We start from the raw sequence: 17,519 nt of genomic DNA on the forward strand, positions 1-17,519 counted from the left end.
CATGGGACGCGGCAAGCTTCGGATCTACCTCGGTGCGGCACCGGGCGTCGGCAAGACGTACGCGATGCTGTCCGAGGCACACCGCCGCGTCGAGCGGGGCACCGACTGCGTGGTCGCCTTCGTGGAGCACCACCACCGCCGGCGCACCGAGGTGATGCTCCACGGACTGGAGCAGATCCCGCGCAAGGAACTCGACTACCGCGACACGAAGTTCAGCGAGATGGACGTGGACGCCGTGCTGGCCCGCGAGCCGCAGGTGGCCCTGGTGGACGAACTGGCACACACGAACGTGCCCGGCTCGCGCAACACCAAACGATGGCAGGACGTCGAGGAACTGCTCGCGGCCGGCATCGACGTCGTCTCGACGGTCAACATCCAGCACCTGGAGTCCCTCGGGGACGTCGTCGAGTCGATCACCGGCGTACGGCAGAAGGAGACGGTGCCCGACGAGTTGGTGCGCCGGGCGGACCAGATCGAACTGGTCGACATGTCACCGGAGGCACTGCGCCGGCGCATGGCGCACGGCAACATCTACAAGCCCGACAAGGTCGACGCAGCCCTGTCGAACTACTTCCGGCCCGGCAACCTGACCGCGCTGCGCGAGATCGCGCTGCTGTGGGTGGCCGACCGGGTCGACGAATACCTGAAGCAGTACCGGGGCGAGCACGGAGTCTCGAGGATCTGGGGCTCGCGGGAGCGGATCATCGTCGGCCTGACCGGTGGCCCGGAAGGGCGCACCCTGATCCGGCGCGCTGCCCGGCTGGCGGAGAAGGGCGCGGGCGGCGAGGTGATGGCCGTCTACATCGCCCGCAGCGACGGGCTGACGGCCGCCTCGCCCAAGGAACTCGCCATGCAGCGGACCCTGGTCGAGGACCTCGGCGGCACCTTCCACCACGTCGTCGGCGACGACATCCCGGCGGCACTGCTCGACTTCGCACGCGGCGTCAACGCCACCCAGATCGTGCTCGGCGCCAGCCGCCGCCGAGCCTGGCAGTACATGTTCGGCCCCGGGGTGAGCGCCACGGTCGCCCGCGAGTCGGGCCCCGACCTGGACGTCCACATCGTCACCCACGACGAGGTCGCCAAGGGCCGCGGCCTGCCCATCGCGCGCGGTGCCCGGCTGGGCCGCTCGCGCCTCGTCTCGGGCTGGCTGGTCGGCGTGCTCGGCCCGCTCCTGCTCACCTTCGCGCTCACGCACATCGACACGGGCCCGGACCTGACCAACAACGTGCTGATCTTCCTGGCGCTCACCGTCGGAGCGGCCCTGCTCGGCGGGCTGTTGCCGGCGCTGGCCTCGGCGGCCGTCGGGTCGCTCCTGCTCAACTGGTACTTCACACCGCCGGTGCACACCTGGACCATCGCGGACCCGGAGAACATCGTCGCCATCGCGGTGTTCTTCGCGGTCGCGGTCTCGGTGGCGTCGGTCGTGGACCTGGCGGCACGCCGCACCCACCAGGCGGCCCGGCTGCGCGCCGAGTCGGAGATCCTCTCCTTCCTGGCCGGCAGCGTGCTGAGAGGGGAAACAAGTCTGGAGGCCCTCCTTGAACGGGTCCGCGAGACCTTCATCATGGACACGGTCGCCCTGCTGGAGCGGGCGAGCGAGGTCGACCCGTGGACGGTCACCGCGGGCGTCGGGGACTCCCGTCTGCTCGAACGCCCCGAGGACGCCGACGTCGACATGCCGGTCGGCGACCATATGAGCCTCGCCCTGTCGGGCCGGGTGCTGCCGGCCTCGGACCGCCGGGTGCTGGCCGCGTTCGCCGCCCAGGCCGCCGTGGTCCTCGACCGCCAGCGGCTGCAGGTCCAGGCCGACCAGGCCAAGGAACTGGCCGAGGGCAACCGCATCCGCACCGCCCTGTTGGCCGCCGTCAGCCACGACCTGCGTACCCCGCTGGCCGCCATCAAGGCCGCGGTGTCCTCGCTGCGCTCCGACGACGTGGCCTGGTCCGAGGAGGACCAGGCCGAACTCCTTGAAGGCATCGAGGACGGCGCCGACCGACTCGACCACCTGGTGGGCAACCTGCTCGACATGTCCCGCCTCCAGACCGGCACACTCGCCCCGCTGATCCGCGAAATCGACCTCGACGAGGTGGTGCCGATGGCGCTGGGCGGCATCACGGATCCCGAAGAGAGCGTGGAGCTGGACATCCCCGAGACCCTGCCCATGGTCGCCGTCGACCCGGGCCTGCTGGAGCGCGCGGTCGCCAACGTGGTCGAGAACGCCGTCAAGTACAACCCGCGCGGCGAGAGGGTCGTGGTCATGGCGAGTACGCTCGGTGACCGCGTTGAAGTGCGCGTGGTGGACCGTGGGCCGGGTGTCCCCGACGAGGCCAAGGACCGCATCTTCGCGCCCTTCCAGCGCTACGGCGACGCCCCGCGCGGCGCCGGCGTGGGCCTGGGCCTCGCGGTCGCCCGCGGCTTCGCCGAGGCCATGGGCGGCACCCTCACCGCCGAGGACACCCCCGGCGGCGGCTTCACCATGGTCCTCACCCTGCGGACGGCGGCCTGTCTCCGGCCAACCCACCCGGACCTGCCGGCCACGACCACGTCGTAGTCGTCACGGTCGGAGGTAGGACGGGCAGAGGTCCGCCGACGGTCGCGCCGAGCCGGGGGACCACCGGATCAGCGATGGGCCGCGGGATCCCGGCCGAAGAGCGCGCCGCCTCATTGCCGACCCAGCGGCACGGCACGCCCAGCGACCGTGAAGCGGAGGGTCCGGATCACTCGGCGACGGCGTTCAGGATCTCCTCGCGCAGCCGGCTCACGTCCTGGGCCACGACATCGGGCACGGTCTCGTTCCACTGCCGGGCCATGTCGTCCAGGGCCTGGGCGAAGGCCCGTTCCAGGGACCGGCGGAACAGCCGGAGCCCCACGGCGGCAAGCGGGCGCACGAGTGAGCGGCCGCGCAGCGTGAGGACGGCCCGGACCTCCCAGCGGCCGTCCTCGCACCTGCGGGGCGTCACCCGCACCGTCGCCTCGCCGAGCCGGTGTCGCAGCGTCGCCGTGAGCGGTGCGCCCGAGAAGCGCCGTGCGGTGGTCGCCTTCCACCAGGCGTCCAGATCGACGCGGGCGCCGCCCTCCGCGCGTCGCAGCGAGGGCCAGCGGCCGGGGGAGTGCACGGAGCCCCGCAGTTCGGCCTCGCGCGGGCGGTCGATGCTGCGGAGCGCGCCCTGCGCGGCCATGACCAACTCCTCGTCGCTGAGGATCTGTTCGAACCGCAGCGTCGACCTCCGGTCCCAGTGCCGCACGGTCAGCCGCAGCCGAGCCGAGTCGTCGGCGCTCTCGTACACCGCGCCCGGTGCCAGATGCCGTCCCTCCACCAGCAGTACGTCGGGCACGGCGCGCCCGTTGGGGAGCAGCACCTGCCCTTCTTCGGCATGAGTCTCCTGCGCCAGCTCGTAGAGCGAGAGGAGGGCCTGCTCGACCCAGCGACGCCGTACGGGCTCGACAGTGACCAGGTGGCTGATACGGACCATGAGCGGAGCATGGCTCACGGCGCCCGCCGTGGGTAAGGGCTCATGTCCGCAGGTCGGGAGGCCGGACATTGCCGTGTCCCGGCAGCAGAGGACGTGGGCGTGGGGCGATGGCGTGCACGCTCCGTTGGGTCAATCCTGACGCTTCCTTAACACCTCACTGACGGCTTTCTGACGTACCGTCGTAGGCGCAAGTCGTGGTCGTAAGTAGGTGTGCCGGGAAGTCTGGTCGGCGGAGTATCCCCTCTTTCAATCCGTCCGCAAGGACGTCAGGGAAGGTCTTCGCGTGCCCCTCTCCAAGACGGCCGCCGTTGCCGCGGCCGCCCCGGTCACCGCTGCGCGTGGCAGTGGTCCGCGCCGCTCCGTTCTCTTCTTCGCGTTCGCCTTCGCGGTGATCGCGGACCCGGTCTCCTCGGTGGCGTACGCGATCGAGGCCGCACTGCGCGCCCTGCACGGCGACCTCGCCCTGCTGCTGCCCACCATGAGCCTGGTGATCGGGCTCGTCGTGGTGGTGACGGCCAACTACTGGCAGCTGGTGCGGCGCTTCCCCAAAGGCGGTGGTGCGGCGGCCGCGGCCGGGCGGGCCTTCGGGCCGCGTTGGACGTTCCTGCCCATCGGCGCCCTGGTCGTCGACTTCGTGCTGACCATCGGCATCTCGATCGCGGCCGCGGCGAGCGCGGTCATCGCGCTCTTCCCGGGCCTGGCCCCGTGGCGCATCCCGCTGGCGCTGGTGCTGCTCGTGGTGGTGGCCGCGCTGACCTGGTTCGGGCACGGCGGGCGGCTGCTCTTCGCCGGGATGACCGTGGCGTTCGTGGTGATCTGCGTGGCCGTCCTGGTCCTGGGCTTCACCTCGCCCCACACCGCCGGCCACGCGGCGAACTCCGCCGATCCCGGCCGCTCGGCGGTCCTCGCGGTGGTGCTCGCCTTCCCGGTCGCCATGGCCCTGGCCACGGGAGTCGAGGCCCCCTCGACCGCGATCGCCCAGCTCGGCCAGCTCGACGACACCCACCGCCGCCGCTTCGGCCGCGGCACGCTCGCACTGCTCCTGGTGATCGTCGGCGGCCTGACCCTCGCCCTGACCGCCCTGGCCGTACGCCTGCACATCGGCATCCCCGGCGCGGACTCCACGCAGATCGCCGACATCGCGCACGCCGCCGCCGGGCCGGGCTGGCTCTACGGCGCCTTCCAGCTGACCAGTTCGCTGCTGCTGCTCGCAGCGGCCAGCTCGTCCTTCCAGGCCGGCCCCGGACTGCTGAAGGCACTGGCGGGGACAGCCGACCAGCCGGGTGTACTGCCGCCCGTGCTCGGCCGGACCAACCGACACCACACCCCGTACTGGTCCGTGGTGGTCTACCTGGCCGCTGCCGCGCTGATCATCGTGGCCGCGGCGGGCCAGGAACAGGAACTCGTCCTGTTCTACGCCGTAGCCGTCTTCGTCAGCTTCCTGGTCGGCCTCGTCGCCATGGCCCGCTTCGCGAGCCGCGCGAACAAGAAGGCGCTGGCCTGGGTCAACGCTCTCGCCGCGGCCGCGGTCGCCTTCACCCTCGCGGTGAACCTGCTCCGCGGCTGGCCGATGCTGTCCCTGGCCGCGACGCTCCTCATCGCGGGCGCCCTGTACGCCCGTTGGACCCGGGCGGGACGCCCCACCGGCATCGAGGACGTCGAGTCCCGCGCCGAGGCGGCCTGACGGGGCGGTCGCCGGCGTCCGCCGCTCCCGGCCGTCGAGCCGGGACCGGCGGTGGAGAGTACGGCATCAAAGAAGTGTGAAGATTGCCGGGACCTGGCAATGTCCTGCACGGCATTGCCATGTGAGCATGCGTTGAACAGCGGGGTCGGGCAGGGAGAGGCGGTGGGTGCGGATGGCCTGGTTTCTGGGTCTCGGCATTGCGGGGGTCGTTCTCCTTGCTCTGTCTCTCCTCTTCGACGGTGTCCTCGAAGGGGTCTTCGGCGGCGTGAGCGCGCTGGACGGTCTCTTCGACGGGCTGCTGTCGCTTCCCGTCATCGCCGGATTCGTGTCGATGCTCGGCTTCTCCGGAGCGATCGCCATGGGCACCACCGGGCTGGGGGCCGTCGGCGCCACCGCGATCGGCGTGCCGGCCGGAGTCGCCACGGGCTGGCTCGCGTACCGGCTCAGCCGCGCCCTGATGAGCGACCGATCCGGAGCGGCACCGCGTGACGACGACCTGATCGGCGTACCGGGGTCGGTGGTGACCGCCATCCCGGCTGACGGCTACGGCGAGATCCTGGTGCAGCTGGGCGGGCAGCGGGTGAAGCTCGTGGCGAAGAGTCCGGTCCCGGTGGCCCGCGGCGCCGAGGTGTGGGTGGAAGAGGCTCTGTCTCATACGGCGGTCTCCGTACGCCAGGTCGAGCGCTGACCGATTGCCTGCAGCTCCATTCGGCGCTCGTCCCAGAGCGCCCCTGCAGTTGCTGTTCTTTCCTGCCCTTTTTTAGTGACCCGTTTCGATCTGCCGTCCCCTGGGAGGGCTGAGGGGAAATCATCATGAGTTCAGTCGTCATCGCCGTGTTGGGAGTCGTCGTACTCCTCGTGCTGCTCGCGCTGGTGGTCATCACCCGCTACAAGGTGGCGGGTCCGAGCGAGGCGTTCATCGTCACCGGGCGGCGCGGCAAGCAGGCCACCGACCCGGAGACCGGCCGGGTGTTCACCGACAACAGCGGACAGAAGGTCGTGGTCGGCGGCGGCGTGTTCGTCGTGCCGTTCGTGCAGCAGAAGTTCACCCTCGACCTGTCCTCCCGGCACATCCCGGTCGCGGTGCGCGGCGCGGTCACCCTCCGGGGCGTCAAGGCCCATCTGGAGGGTGTGGCGATCGTCAAGGTCGGCGGCTCCGAGGACTCCATCCGCGCCGCCGCCCAACGATTCCTGATGCAGCAGGACGGGATCGTCGGCTTCACCCAGGAAGTGCTGTCCGGCGCGCTGCGCGCCATCGTCGGCCGGATGTCGGTGGAGGACATCATCCGTGACCGGGCCGCGTTCGCCGGACAGGTCGCCGAGGAGGCCGAGGCGAGCCTGTCCGGGCAGGGCCTGGTGCTGGACGCCTTCCAGATCCAGGACATCACCACCGAGGGCTCCTACCTGGAGGACCTCGGCCGCCCGGAGGCCGCCCGCGCCAAGCAGGAGGCCGACATCGCCGAGGCGGTGGCCCGCCGCGCCGCCGAGCAGGCCCGGCTGAAGGCGGAGGAGGAGATCGCGATCGCCCAGCGGACCTTCGCGCTCAAGCAGGCCGAGATCAAGGCCGAGACGGACGAGGCCGCGGCCCGCGCCGCAGCCGCCGGCCCGCTGGCCGAGGCCGCCCGCCGCCAGGACGTCCTGTCCGAGCAGGAGAAGGTCGCCGAGCGCCAGGCCGCGCTGACCGACCGGGAGTTGGACACCAAGGTCCGCAAGCCGGCCGACGCCGCCCGCTACCAGGCCGAGCAGGAGGCCGAGGCCCGCAGGATCGCCCTGGTCAAGCAGGCCGAGGCGGACGCCCAGCGCTCCCGGCTGACCGGTGAGGGCGAGAAAGCGCACCGCGCCGCGCTCGCCGACGCCGTCCGGATCGAGGGCGAGGCGGAGGCCGCCGCGATCGCCGCGAAGGGCTCGGCCGAGGCGGAGGCCATGCAGAAGAAGGCGGACGCGTTCGCCCGGTACGGCGACGCGGCCAAGATGCAGATGCTCGTCGAGGCGCTGCCGCAGGTGGTCGCCAAGGCGTCCGAGCCGCTCAGCGCCATCGACAAGATGACGGTGATCTCCACGGACGGCGCCTCCCAGCTGTCGCGCACGGTGGCCGACAACGTCGCCCAGGGCATGGAGCTCCTCAGCTCCACCACCGGAGTCGACCTCGCCGAGCTGCTGAAGGGCATCACCCAGCGGGCCGACGGATCGCAGCCGACGACCACGGCACCCGCCGAGGCCAACGGAAAGATCGCCATCACCGACTGATCGAGCCGAGTGAGGCAGAGCCCGGACAGCGGTATCGCCGTCCGGGCTCGCTCATGAGCCACCCGCGGGATGAGTCGCATCGGAGTATGAGCCGCTGGGCGGCTTCACAGATAGGGAGTGCGGGCCGTGTTCGTGTGGCTCTGGTCGGCAGGCTGGTCGGTGTTCGTGTTGCCCTTGGCCGTAGCCTCGCTGTGTGGCTGGGCGCCGCGGTGGGTCCGGCGGCGTACCAGTTTGGGGGGTATCCGCGTCCGCGGGGTCGCACTGCTGGTGGTCTGGGTCGGTGGGATGGTTCCCGCTGTGCTGCGTGGCATGAGCCCGCACACCGCGGAAGCAGCTCTTACCGCCACCGCGGTACAGACCGGCCTCCTGCTGTTCGCGGCAGGTCTCATCAGCGGGTCACGGCTTGGCGAGTGGTTTCACCGCCGGGAGGAGCGACGCCGGGCCGCCGACGAGGTACACGGCGGCTGCGCTGCGGCCCAGTGCGATGCCCACGGCTACAACCTGCGCATGTGCGCGTAGCTGTAGAGCGACCGGCCGCGCCCAGGATGAGCGAGCAGCCGAAGAGGGCCAGGGTCATGACGGGCCCGCACTCGGCGGGCACGCCGAATTCCATCGCGGCGGAATGATGGAAGAACCAGGCGTACTCCATCCGCGGCACCGCCCAGTACGCGAAGCCGACCGGCCCAGCGGATACCGCACGCTCTTCCAGAGGGGCGTGGTCAGCCGTCGGACGAGGGGACGACGACCCCCGTGGCCGGCACCGCCGCGCGAACCCGCGCGGGCTGTGTCGTGGTGCTCACCATGCCTTCAACCCGCCCCGTAGGGATACGCGCCTTGCCGGAGTCACAACTGTGGTGTGGCAGTGGGACGTTGAGGCCGTCCTACCGCTTCCGGGCGACGCGAACCACCCTCCTCCACGACCAGGAAAAGCCTGTCGCCCGCATGGGATTGGGTGACCATGCGGGCGGCAGGGGAACAAGGGGTCAGACGTTGACGCCGAAGTCGGAGGCGATGCCGGCCAGCCCGGAGGCGTAACCCTGGCCGACCGCACGGAACTTCCACTCGGCGCCGTTACGGTAGAGCTCGCCGAAGACCATCGCGGTCTCGGTCGAGGCGTCCTCGGACAGGTCGTAGCGGGCGATCTCCTGGCCGCCGGCCTGGTTCACCACGCGGATGAAGGCGTTGCGGACCTGGCCGAAGCTCTGGCCGCGGTTCTCGGCGTCGTGGATGGAGACCGGGAACACGATCTTGTCGACCTCGGCCGGTACGGCCGCGAGGTTCACCTTGACCGACTCGTCGTCGCCCTCGCCCTCACCGGTGAGGTTGTCACCGGTGTGCTCGACCGAACCGTCCGGGCTCTTCAGGTTGTTGTAGAAGATGAAGTGCTGGTCGGACAGGACCTTGCCGGACGCGTCGAGCAGCAGAGCGGACGCGTCGAGGTCGTAGTCGGTACCCGTGGTGGTGCGCACGTCCCAGCCCAGGCCGACCAGGACCGCGGTCAGGCCCGGAGCCTCCTTGCTGAGCGAGACATTGCCGCCCTTGGACAGGGAAACTCCCACGCTGCTCTCCTCCTTGGAAACCGTCCGGAATGGGATCGCCTGTGCGAGCCCGTCCGAAAACTCTACGGCACTGTAGAGGATGTGAACGAGGTCGGTTCGGAGAGGGCTGGACCAAAGGGTGTGTCAGTCGCGGGAGTTGCCGAACAGAAGGCGGTAGCCGATCAGCAGGACCAGCGCACCACCGATCGCCGATGCCCAGGTGGCGAGGTCGAAGAACTCGCGCTGGACCGGCCGGTCGAGGAACTTCGCCGACAGCCAGCCGCCCAGGAAGGCGCCGACGATGCCGATCAGAGTCGTGCCGATGAGTCCGCCCGGATCGCGCCCGGGCAGGACGGCCTTGGCTATCGCCCCGGCAAGCAGCCCGAGAACCAGCCACGCAATGACACCCATGTCTCCTGCTCTCTTTCGTTGGTCTTTTCAGTTCGTTCCCCGGGGGAAACGCTTCGGCAGCGTAGCTTCTACAATTTTGTAGAGACGGTGCGGGTGAGGCCGCACGCTGCTCGCCGTCAGCGGAGCGGTGTGAGTGGTCTTTACGATGGACCGCTTATGAACTGCGGTGCAGCGGAAGGGGGAGAGGGTGTGATGAACGAGCGGCAGCGACCCCGGCGCAGGGGGCAGGGGGAGCTGGAAGGGCTGGTCCTGTCGGCCCTGCGGGAGGCGGAGGGCGCGGCGACCGCGGGCTGGGTCCTGGAACACGTCGGCGGGGACCTGGCCTATACGACGGTCATCACGATCCTGACCAGGCTGCTGGCCAAGGGTGCGGTGACCCGGGAGCGTGCGGGCCGGTCCTTCGTGTGGACGCCGGTGTCCGACCAGGCGGGGCTCGCCGCGCACAAGATGCGCAAGCTGCTGGATGGCGAGAGCGACCGGGAAGGGGTCCTTGCCAGCTTCGTCACCTCCCTGGAGCCGGGCGACGAACGTCTGCTGCGGGAACTGCTGGGCCGGGCGAAGGCCGAAGGGGAGAACTGAAGCCTGATGGGGGTGTTCGTCTTCCTTCCGCTGGTCCTGCCACTCACGGCGTGGCCGATCGCCCGCCTTGCCGAACAGCACCTGCACCCCCGCACCGCCACGCGGCTGCTGACCGGACTGGCTGCGGCCATGGCGACGTGCAGCTCCGTGTGCCTGGGGCTGCTGATGGTGGTGGGGGTCGCCCAGTTGCCCGGCAACCCGCTGCCCGACGGCGGGTCGGACCCGGAGGATCCCCGCTCTTAACGTCAGTTCCTGCGGCGTGGATTGAGCCCGAATCCACCCACCCGGCACCTCGCGCTGATGCCCAGACACCAACTCAGCCATCCGCGGCCCCGGACGCCCCATGCATATCAAACGACGCGTCAACGACTCAGTCGCTAGGGGTGTGGACAGCGCGCCGGGCGGTACCTCTACAGGCCCGGACCGGCGCGCATTCCGTGCTCGATCAGAGGTCGAACTCGTGCGGGGGCAGGTCGAGTGTGAAGCACGCCTCGCGCACGATGGCCTGCTCCGTCTTGTCGAAGTCGCCGTCGGCGCCGCCGATGACGATGCCGATCTGGATGACGGCACGCGCCTCGGCGGGCTTCTTCTTCGCCTTGGCGATCTCCTGGAGCACGCTGACCTTGCCGAAGGCGAAGTCGGCCGTCAGCTTGTTCAGGTTGTCGTCGAAGCGGCGCTGGAGGTCGGTGGCGTCGAAGTTCTGCAGCACCTCGTTGGTCGCGATCAGCTGGGCCACGCGCTGCCGCTCGGACGGGTCGATCGATCCGTCCGCCGCCGCGACGAGCGCGCACATCGCCATGCTCGCATCCCGGAAGGCCCCGCTCTTCAGGTCGTTCTTCTTCGCCACCAGCTGGGTCTGCATCGTCGATGCGGACTCCTTGATGCGGTCCCACAGGGCCATTCGAACTCCATGTCTTCGATGTAGTAAGAGATCTACAGCAACGTAGAAACTAGTGGCGCGGCGGATAAGTTCCGGCCGTTCCGAAGATGTTCACCAGGAGAGCAGGGCATGGCGAAGCGCAAGGTACACCGGAGGGCGAAGAAGATCCTGGGCGAAGACCCCCTGGCCCTGGTCTGGTGCGGGCTGCGCAAGGACATCCCCACTCCGCCCAAGGACGTCCACCGCGCGGCAGGCAAGGGGCGTCTGAAGGCGGGTCGACACTGGCTGTACTACATCGGCATGACGCTGGCCGCCGCGATCATCATCCCGTACTTCCTCGCCGACCAGCTGATGAACAAGATCGACTGGCTGCTCAGCTCGAAGCGTGACCGTCAGGCGCAGGCCCGGCAGCGGGCGGCGCGCGAGACGAATGGACAGGCACCGGGCGCCACCGACGACGACCGCTCCCGTCGCCCCGCGCCGGCCCACGACGTCTTCGACGGCGACTGGACCCTCACGGCGGGACAGCTGCTGCTGCGCTGGTACGGGCACTCGCCCAACCCCAGGCGGCTGCTCCTGCTGACCCGGGACCGCATCTGTCTCGCCGCCTCGCCAGGGCGCCGCCTGTCGCCCACCAAGGCCGACGACTTCGACATTGTCACCGAGTTCGCACACCACGAAGGCCGGCTCCATAGGGAACCGGGCCAACGTCACTTCTTCGTCCACTTCGCGGACGGGTCTTGGCTCAATCTGGGACGGCTGGCCGAGCCCGAGGACGCCGAGCCATTTCTGAAGACGATCAACGCCTGACCGCCGGCCGACCTGCCCTGCCCTGCCGGCTCAGTCCTCGTCGTCCTCGTCGCCCTCGAAGAAATCGCCGATCTCGTCGACGACTTCGGCCGCGACCATGCCGCCGACGACGCCGACCGCGAGTCCGGCCGCGCCCACCGCCACCGCGATGCCGATACCGGGGCCGTCGTGGTGGTCGTCGTGGCCGTCGTGCCCGTAGTGGCCTTCGTGCCCGTACGGGGTCTGGGGGGCGTACGACGCCCTGTGCTCGACCAACTGGCGGATCCAGCCGTCGACTTCGGTGTTCCAGTCGCGGGCGTCGTGGTGGTTCACGGTGAAGCGGGTGAGCGCGTCGTGGCCCTCGGAGAAGAGGCCGCCGCGCTTGTCGGCTTCCAGGATCACCTCCATGCCGCCGGGGTTCGCGAGGAAGGTCAGTTCGATCTCGTTGACCTGGTGCGCGTACTGCGGGGAGGGGGTGAGCTCGATCTCCTGGTAGAAGGGCAGTCCGGAAACGCCGCAAGTAGGCGGTGTCCGACTACTTGACCAGCGTGCTTTGCGTCTCCATTACCGTGGGGTGAAGGGCGAGCCCCCAACGTACGCGATGGGCAACCGAGTTGTGCCGGGCTGCCTCCGCGAGCTCAACTTGAGGTGCAGGGATCAGCACCACACCCGCACCCCCCGTCATAGGGGCATCTTGTGAGATGACGAAGATCCGCCCGGGGGCGGGGCTTTGTGGTGCAAGGGGCCACGAAGCCCCCCCGGGAGTTCGTCCTCGACGTCCCCGGGCTTCGTGCTCTCGACTCTCACCGCATGGAGTTGGCGTGGCCCGGCCGGTCTCTAGTGCCGCGTCAGCCGAGGTTCGCCTCGTCGCGACGCGCGGCACGCTCCCTCACTGCCTCAAGGGCGTGGGAGGTGCCCCCACTCGCCGCACCGGCCGAAAGCCCAAGTACGTCCAGTACGAGGACTTCCGGCCGGCACTCCCCCAGCCTTCGGCCGGGGGGACCCCCAGAGCACGCACCGGACACCGCTCCTTGACGGGCAAACCCTGGCTCACGCGGCACTAGCTGCTCCCCGGCCCGCCCTCTCCCGTCTGCCGGCCGTCCGCCGGGCGCGCGTTTCCCCAATCCATCCGGATCACCGTGTACGTCTCGCCGTTCCTCGGCGGACGCGTCCAGGAACGGGTGGCGAACGTGTGCAGCCGCCCGTTCACGATGGCATGACGCGGCAGAGACGCACCGAACTCCCTTGCCACCGCTTCCAGCAGCGACCGTTCGACCTCGGCCCCGTCCTCCAGGGCGCCGAGGAACCGGCTCGGGTCCAGCGCCCGCGGTATCTCCCCGTTCTGCCGGATCTCTCCGTCCGCGTACGTGAATGCGTACTGCTCGACACCGTCTCGCGCCACCGAAAGGTGGAAGAACGGCGCGCCGTGCCCTGTCCTCAGGCCGCTCCACACCACCACCGCGCGGGTGCCCGCGCTCGCGTCCGCGGCCGGGGAGACGAAGCGCCGCGGGTCAAACGGGGCGGGATCGCCGTCGAAGGCGAAGGTCCAGCCGGTGCCGGCCCGGCCAAGTGCCATGCGAGCCCTGTCGTCGTAGGACGAGAACTCCCTCTGGTTGTGCAACGACCTGCGGCGCGCCTCCCAGAAGGTCATGGGTTCGTTCAGCACGGTGCCGTCGCCGTCCGCGAGACGTCCGGGCAACTCCTGCGGCTCCACCCCTTCCACCAGGACGAACCGGTAGGACGTGCGATTGTTGCCCGGGTCCGGCTCCGCGAGCCACGCGAGGTCGCCCGGGTCGAGTCCGGCCGTCGGACTCGGTGCCTCACCTGCCTGCCCGCCCCTGGGAGTGGACAGCAGCTCACGGCCCCGCTCCGGGGTCAGCAGCGGCCCGAGCACGGGGTCGGCCACCCACCCCAGCGGCGCCAGGTGGTCCGGTCCCAGCGGCTCCCACAGGGGCACAGCATCTATCAGTGTCCGCCATGCCCCGTCGGTGTCTCCCCACCGCGCCAGCTCCCGTGCCCGCTCGACCGCTTCACCGAACGGTCCGGCCGGCGCGTACCGGTACATGCCGTTCCTCACCTGATCCAACGTGGCGTAAGCCAGTGACACCAACTCGTCGTCGGCGCCGCGCAGATGAAACATCAGCGTGGAGTCGTCCCGGTACGAGTGCGCCGCGTGCTCGGCGACCAGCGGTGGCAGCAGCTCGGGCGCGTACTGCGGATCCGTCACCAGGCCGTCGAAGTACACCATGTAGGTCTGCCCGAGCAAGCGCCGTATCTGGTCGCCCAGCCCGGCGGCCCGTGGTCTGCCGTACTCCTTGGCCTCGTCCAGCGCCTTCCCGGCCCGTTCCCAGCCGCCGCGCAGCGCCTCCAGCCGGGCCTCCTCCACCACGGCATCCAGCTTCCGCGTCGTGTCGTTGGCGAACAGCGGCTCCCCGTCGCTCCGGTGGGCCCGCAGGCTGTGGAACTCCCGGTACATGTCCCGCATGAACTCAAGGAAGTTCGCGTGCCGCTCGGGCGGTGCGGCCCGCCAGCTCGCCCATGTGTAGACGGCCCACTCACCGTCCTCGCCCACGTCCTCGGGATCCATGAGCACATGGGTCATGTCGGACTCGACGTCGAGCTGCAGCCCGCGCCGCCAGATGTCCGCCTCTCGCCGCTCCTCGGGCCCGGCGTCCTCGTCCAGATACTCCTCGTACATGTCCGCGAGTCCCGACTCGTTGTTGTGCCAGCGCGCGTCCTCGGTCCCCGCCAGCAGCCACACGAATCCGCCCGCGTGCCGCCACCCGTCGCTGACCTTGAGGAACTCCCGGTACGACGGGGGCATCCGTCGACCGAGGCGCTCCTCCATGGCTGCGATCCGCTCCTCGGACGCGGACGGGAACCCCAGCCAGCGCGCTCGTCGCGCGGCCTCCTCTTCCTCGCCCCGCGTCTCGTCGTCCGGCAGGGTATCCGCCCACTCCCCACTCCACCTGAGCAGGAAAGACCGCCAGTCGAATGCCGTGGTGTCCGTCATAGGCCCGATGCTGCCACCCGCCACTGACAGTGTTCCGTTACCTGCTGCGGCAACGGAACCCTCTGGGACGCCACCGGTACGGCAGGCTGTCCCGGCGTGTCCGTGCCTGCTTGGTCGATAAAGAAGCCGGCGAACTCAGCTGCGGTGAACGTGTTACCAAGGCCGTGGGCGTGTCCACCCCCGCCTCGACCGTGCGGCGCCGGCTACTCGGCGGGCTTGACCCGGAATCTTGGACACGGGCTATGCGGCTGGGGCCAGGGTAGTTCATGTTGTGTCGAGTGCTGTCTCGTAGGCGATGGGGCTGCGTTGTGCGAGACCGGAGTGGCGGCGTCGGGTGTTGTAGCGGTGCAGCCAGCGGAACAGGTCGAGGCGGGCTTCGCGCTCGTCGGCCCAGGCACTGCGGCCCTGGAGCGTCTCCCGCTTGCAGGTCGCGTTGAAGGACTCGGCGAGCGCGTTGTCCGCCGAGCTGCCGACGGCGCTCATGCTCTGGATGACACCTGCCTGGCGGCAGGCGTCGGCGAACGCCCGGCTCGTGTACTGGGCGCCGTGGTCGGTGTGCATGACGGCGCCGGCGAGGCTGCCGCGGCATCGCTCGGCGGCCGTCAGGGCGTCGATGACGAGGTCAGAGCGCATGTGGTCGGCGATCGCCCAGCCGGCCAGGCGCCGGGAGGCGAGGTCGATGACCGTGGCCAGATACAGGAACTTCCCGCCGGTCAGCGGGAGATAAGTGATGTCGCCGACGTACTTCGTGTTCACCGCCGCGGCGGTGAAGTCGCGTCCGATGAGGTCCGCTGCCTTCGCAGCGGCCGGGTCCGCGATGGTGGTGCTGTTGTGCTTCTGGACGCGCTGCCCAGGGGAGCAGCGGCGGTGAAGCCACGGTGTACGGCTGGGCAGCGTGACAATGCCGAATACGACGACCGCCTCTTCGCCCGGGTGGCCGAGGCCGTGGTCGCGGCTCTGCGGTAGCGTCGCCTCAGGGGCGACGCCGTACGAAGCCCAGGTAGGCGAAGCCTTCGCCCTCGCGCGGCGCCCGGGTCCAGGACCGGGTGGTGAACATGGGGAGGCTGCCCTGGGACAGGGCGAAACAGGGAAGCGAGATGCCCAGTTCGGCGTGCAGGGTCTCCAACAGGCGTACCTCTCGGTCAAGATGGCTGTCCGGTGAGCCGACGAATCGCGCGGGATCCAGGGTGTTGGGTATCGCACCCGAGCGCCGGATGTCGTTGCCCCGCACCGTGAACGCATAGAGTTCCACGCCGCGTTCGGCCACCGAGACATGGAATGCGGCCGGGTGATCAGCCAAGTGCCGCTGCGGCTCACGCCACACCACCACGGCGCGACCCGACGCGGAGGCGGCCGCGGCGGGGGACTGGAACAGGTGGCTGATGCCCTGGCGGGACTGGCCGTCGAAGGCGAAGGCCCACCCCTCGCTGCAGCGGCCGGCCATGACCGCGGCCCGGTCCTCCCAGAGCTCGACGCCCGCCCGCTCGTGGTTCTGCCTCAACGGCCGGTACGCCCTGGCTGCGTGCACGGGCGCACTCAGTTCGGCACCCTCGTCGCCTATCAGAGCGGGTAGGCCGGCGGGGTCGGCGCCCTCGACCCAGACGCAGCGGTACGCGTCGAACGGCCGCCCATGTATCCCGGTCGTCGTCAGCCAGGTGAGACCCGGCGGGTCGAGATCGGGCGCCGGCTCGGGAGCGGGCCCGGACTCGCCTGCGCGCGGAGTCGCGAGGATCTCTCGCCCGCGCTGCGGGGTGATCAGCGACCCCAGAACCGGATCGGCGAGCAGGCCAAGGGGCGCGAGCAGCAAAGGCCCAGGTGGTATCCACTGCGTAAGCGCGTCGCGCAGCATTCGCCACGCGGCATCGGTCGCTCCCCATCGGGCCGACTCCCGGGCCTCGTTGACGGCCCGGCCCCACGCACCCGGCGGCGCATAGCGATGGGTGCCGTCGCGCAGCGCGCTCAACAGGTCCTCGGCGATTTCCCGGTCGACCCCACGGGCGGCCATCATCCCCAGCCAGTGGTCGTCTCCGCCTAGTCGCCATTCGCCGGAGGCCGGTTCGATGGCCGACACCGTAAGGAGCTCGGGCAGATAGCGGGGGTCAGCCACAAGGGAGCCGTAGTCCCGCTGAGCGCGGGGAGCCGCCAGATGCTGCAACTGGTTCAGCAGAATCGCGCTGTTCGGTCGTCCGAAGGACCGCGCCTCCTCGAGCAAGGGCAGGGCCTCCTCATGCCGTCCGCGCAGGGCGAGCAGGCGGGCCTCCTCGACCCGGGCGTCCTGGGCGCGCGTGGTGGCGTTCTCGAAGTCCGGCCGCCCCACCCGGTCGCCGTGGAAGCTCCGGTACATGGCCTCCATGTAGGCACGAAACGATGGGTAGCGGTCCGGGTATTCACCGCTCCAGCCCTTGTAGATGTAGAGCGCCCACTCGCCGTGCTCGTCGCGGTCGCCCGGGTCGAGCAGAGCCAGCGTCATATCGGAGTCCGTCTCCAGGCGCAGCGATCGCTGCCACATGCCGGCGAGCAGGACTTCCTGCTCGCGCGGGTCGTCGCCCAGATTCTCCTCGTACACCTCGGTCAACCCGTACGGATCCCGGGACCAGTCGATGTCCGCGATCCCACCGAGCTGATAGACCCCGGCCGTCTGCTCCACACGCCATCCGTCGCTCGCGGCCAAGAACTGGCGGTAGGAGGGCGGCAGTCGCTTCCCCAGCCGCTTCTCGACCGTGGTGATCGCGGCCTCGTCCGCCCCTGGCCCGCCCAGCCTGACGGGACCCGGACCGCCGTCCCCGTCCTCCTCGTGCTCGGCGCGGGGAACCCACTCCTCCTGCCAACGGCCAAGGAAGTCCTGCCAGTTGAAAGACTCGTCGCTCATGACCGAGATCGTGCCAGCCACCACTGACAACGA

Annotated in this window: 15 protein-coding genes and 2 pseudogenes; 8 read left to right on the forward strand and 9 right to left on the reverse strand. The window is 70.0% G+C overall.

The genetic code is table 11. The annotated features are described in order from the left end of the window. Window position 1 precedes the first annotated feature (1 nt). On the forward strand, window positions 2–2,554 hold the full coding sequence (locus OG390_RS40730) for an ATP-binding protein (protein WP_406174978.1): 2,553 nt from the start codon (window positions 2–4) through the stop codon (window positions 2,552–2,554). A gap of 166 nt (window positions 2,555–2,720) precedes the next feature. Here the strand turns inward: OG390_RS40730 and OG390_RS40735 are convergent, their stop codons facing one another. Then, on the reverse strand, window positions 2,721–3,476 hold the full coding sequence (locus OG390_RS40735; RefSeq protein ID WP_406174980.1) for a hypothetical protein: 756 nt from the start codon (window positions 3,474–3,476) through the stop codon (window positions 2,721–2,723). Between the two features lie 283 nt (window positions 3,477–3,759). Between OG390_RS40735 and OG390_RS40740 the strand changes: the two genes are divergently transcribed. From OG390_RS40740 to OG390_RS40750, 3 genes are all read left to right on the forward strand, one after another. After that, complete coding sequence (locus tag OG390_RS40740; protein ID WP_406174982.1) at window positions 3,760–5,160, forward strand: amino acid permease; 1,401 nt, start codon at window positions 3,760–3,762, stop codon at window positions 5,158–5,160. A gap of 172 nt (window positions 5,161–5,332) precedes the next feature. After that, window positions 5,333–5,848: a hypothetical protein gene (locus OG390_RS40745; RefSeq protein ID WP_406174984.1), complete on the forward strand. Its 516-nt coding sequence runs from the start codon at window positions 5,333–5,335 to the stop codon at window positions 5,846–5,848. Window positions 5,849–5,973: 125 nt separating this feature from the next. Then, window positions 5,974–7,407 carry a flotillin family protein gene (locus tag OG390_RS40750; RefSeq protein ID WP_406174986.1) on the forward strand — a complete coding sequence of 478 codons (1,434 nt, stop codon included), beginning with the start codon at window positions 5,974–5,976 and terminating at the stop codon, window positions 7,405–7,407. Between the two features lie 104 nt (window positions 7,408–7,511). Here the strand turns inward: OG390_RS40750 and OG390_RS40755 are convergent, their stop codons facing one another. Next, on the reverse strand, window positions 7,512–7,718 hold the full coding sequence (locus OG390_RS40755) for a hypothetical protein (RefSeq protein WP_406174988.1): 207 nt from the start codon (window positions 7,716–7,718) through the stop codon (window positions 7,512–7,514). Between OG390_RS40755 and OG390_RS40760 the strand changes: the two genes are divergently transcribed. Next, window positions 7,717–7,926, forward strand: a complete 210-nt coding sequence (locus OG390_RS40760) for a hypothetical protein (RefSeq protein ID WP_406174990.1) — start codon at window positions 7,717–7,719, stop codon at window positions 7,924–7,926. The two genes, OG390_RS40755 and OG390_RS40760, sit on opposite strands and share 2 nt — an antisense overlap. A gap of 464 nt (window positions 7,927–8,390) precedes the next feature. On the opposite strand, the gene OG390_RS40765 is transcribed toward OG390_RS40760, so the two are convergent. Beyond that, window positions 8,391–8,966 (reverse strand): TerD family protein, encoded by a 576-nt coding sequence (locus tag OG390_RS40765; RefSeq protein ID WP_406174992.1) that lies wholly within the window; start codon window positions 8,964–8,966, stop codon window positions 8,391–8,393. A gap of 123 nt (window positions 8,967–9,089) precedes the next feature. Next, window positions 9,090–9,356 carry a GlsB/YeaQ/YmgE family stress response membrane protein gene (locus OG390_RS40770; protein WP_406174994.1) on the reverse strand — a complete coding sequence of 89 codons (267 nt, stop codon included), beginning with the start codon at window positions 9,354–9,356 and terminating at the stop codon, window positions 9,090–9,092. 192 nt (window positions 9,357–9,548) lie between these two features. Between OG390_RS40770 and OG390_RS40775 the strand changes: the two genes are divergently transcribed. Next, complete coding sequence (locus OG390_RS40775; RefSeq protein ID WP_406174996.1) at window positions 9,549–9,935, forward strand: BlaI/MecI/CopY family transcriptional regulator; 387 nt, start codon at window positions 9,549–9,551, stop codon at window positions 9,933–9,935. A gap of 6 nt (window positions 9,936–9,941) precedes the next feature. Next, a pseudogene (locus OG390_RS40780) lies at window positions 9,942–10,163 on the forward strand (M56 family peptidase); the annotation flags it as partial. 217 nt (window positions 10,164–10,380) lie between these two features. On the opposite strand, the gene OG390_RS40785 reads toward OG390_RS40780, so the two are convergent. Beyond that, window positions 10,381–10,836, reverse strand: coding sequence for a tellurite resistance TerB family protein (locus OG390_RS40785; RefSeq protein ID WP_406174998.1), 456 nt, complete (start codon window positions 10,834–10,836; stop codon window positions 10,381–10,383). A 108-nt stretch (window positions 10,837–10,944) separates the two neighbouring features. Between OG390_RS40785 and OG390_RS40790 the strand changes: the two genes are divergently transcribed. After that, window positions 10,945–11,625, forward strand: coding sequence for a hypothetical protein (locus tag OG390_RS40790; protein ID WP_406175000.1), 681 nt, complete (start codon window positions 10,945–10,947; stop codon window positions 11,623–11,625). 30 nt (window positions 11,626–11,655) lie between these two features. On the opposite strand, the pseudogene OG390_RS40795 reads toward OG390_RS40790, so the two are convergent. The 4 genes and pseudogenes from OG390_RS40795 to OG390_RS40810 all read right to left on the reverse strand — a co-directional run. Then, a pseudogene (locus OG390_RS40795) lies at window positions 11,656–12,108 on the reverse strand (sporulation protein); the annotation flags it as partial. A 556-nt stretch (window positions 12,109–12,664) separates the two neighbouring features. Beyond that, the gene (locus tag OG390_RS40800; protein ID WP_406175001.1) at window positions 12,665–14,617 is read right to left on the reverse strand and encodes an SMI1/KNR4 family protein; all 1,953 of its coding nucleotides are present in this window, start codon (window positions 14,615–14,617) and stop codon (window positions 12,665–12,667) included. A 264-nt stretch (window positions 14,618–14,881) separates the two neighbouring features. Next, on the reverse strand, window positions 14,882–15,520 hold the full coding sequence (locus tag OG390_RS40805; protein ID WP_406178166.1) for an IS3 family transposase: 639 nt from the start codon (window positions 15,518–15,520) through the stop codon (window positions 14,882–14,884). 70 nt (window positions 15,521–15,590) lie between these two features. Beyond that, window positions 15,591–17,486, reverse strand: a complete 1,896-nt coding sequence (locus OG390_RS40810) for an SMI1/KNR4 family protein (protein WP_406175003.1) — start codon at window positions 17,484–17,486, stop codon at window positions 15,591–15,593. Window positions 17,487–17,519: the final 33 nt, after the last annotated feature.

Origin of the sequence: Streptomyces sp. NBC_00996 (assembly GCF_045162675.1) — a bacterium.
In the GTDB taxonomy this organism is placed as follows: domain Bacteria; phylum Actinomycetota; class Actinomycetes; order Streptomycetales; family Streptomycetaceae; genus Streptomyces.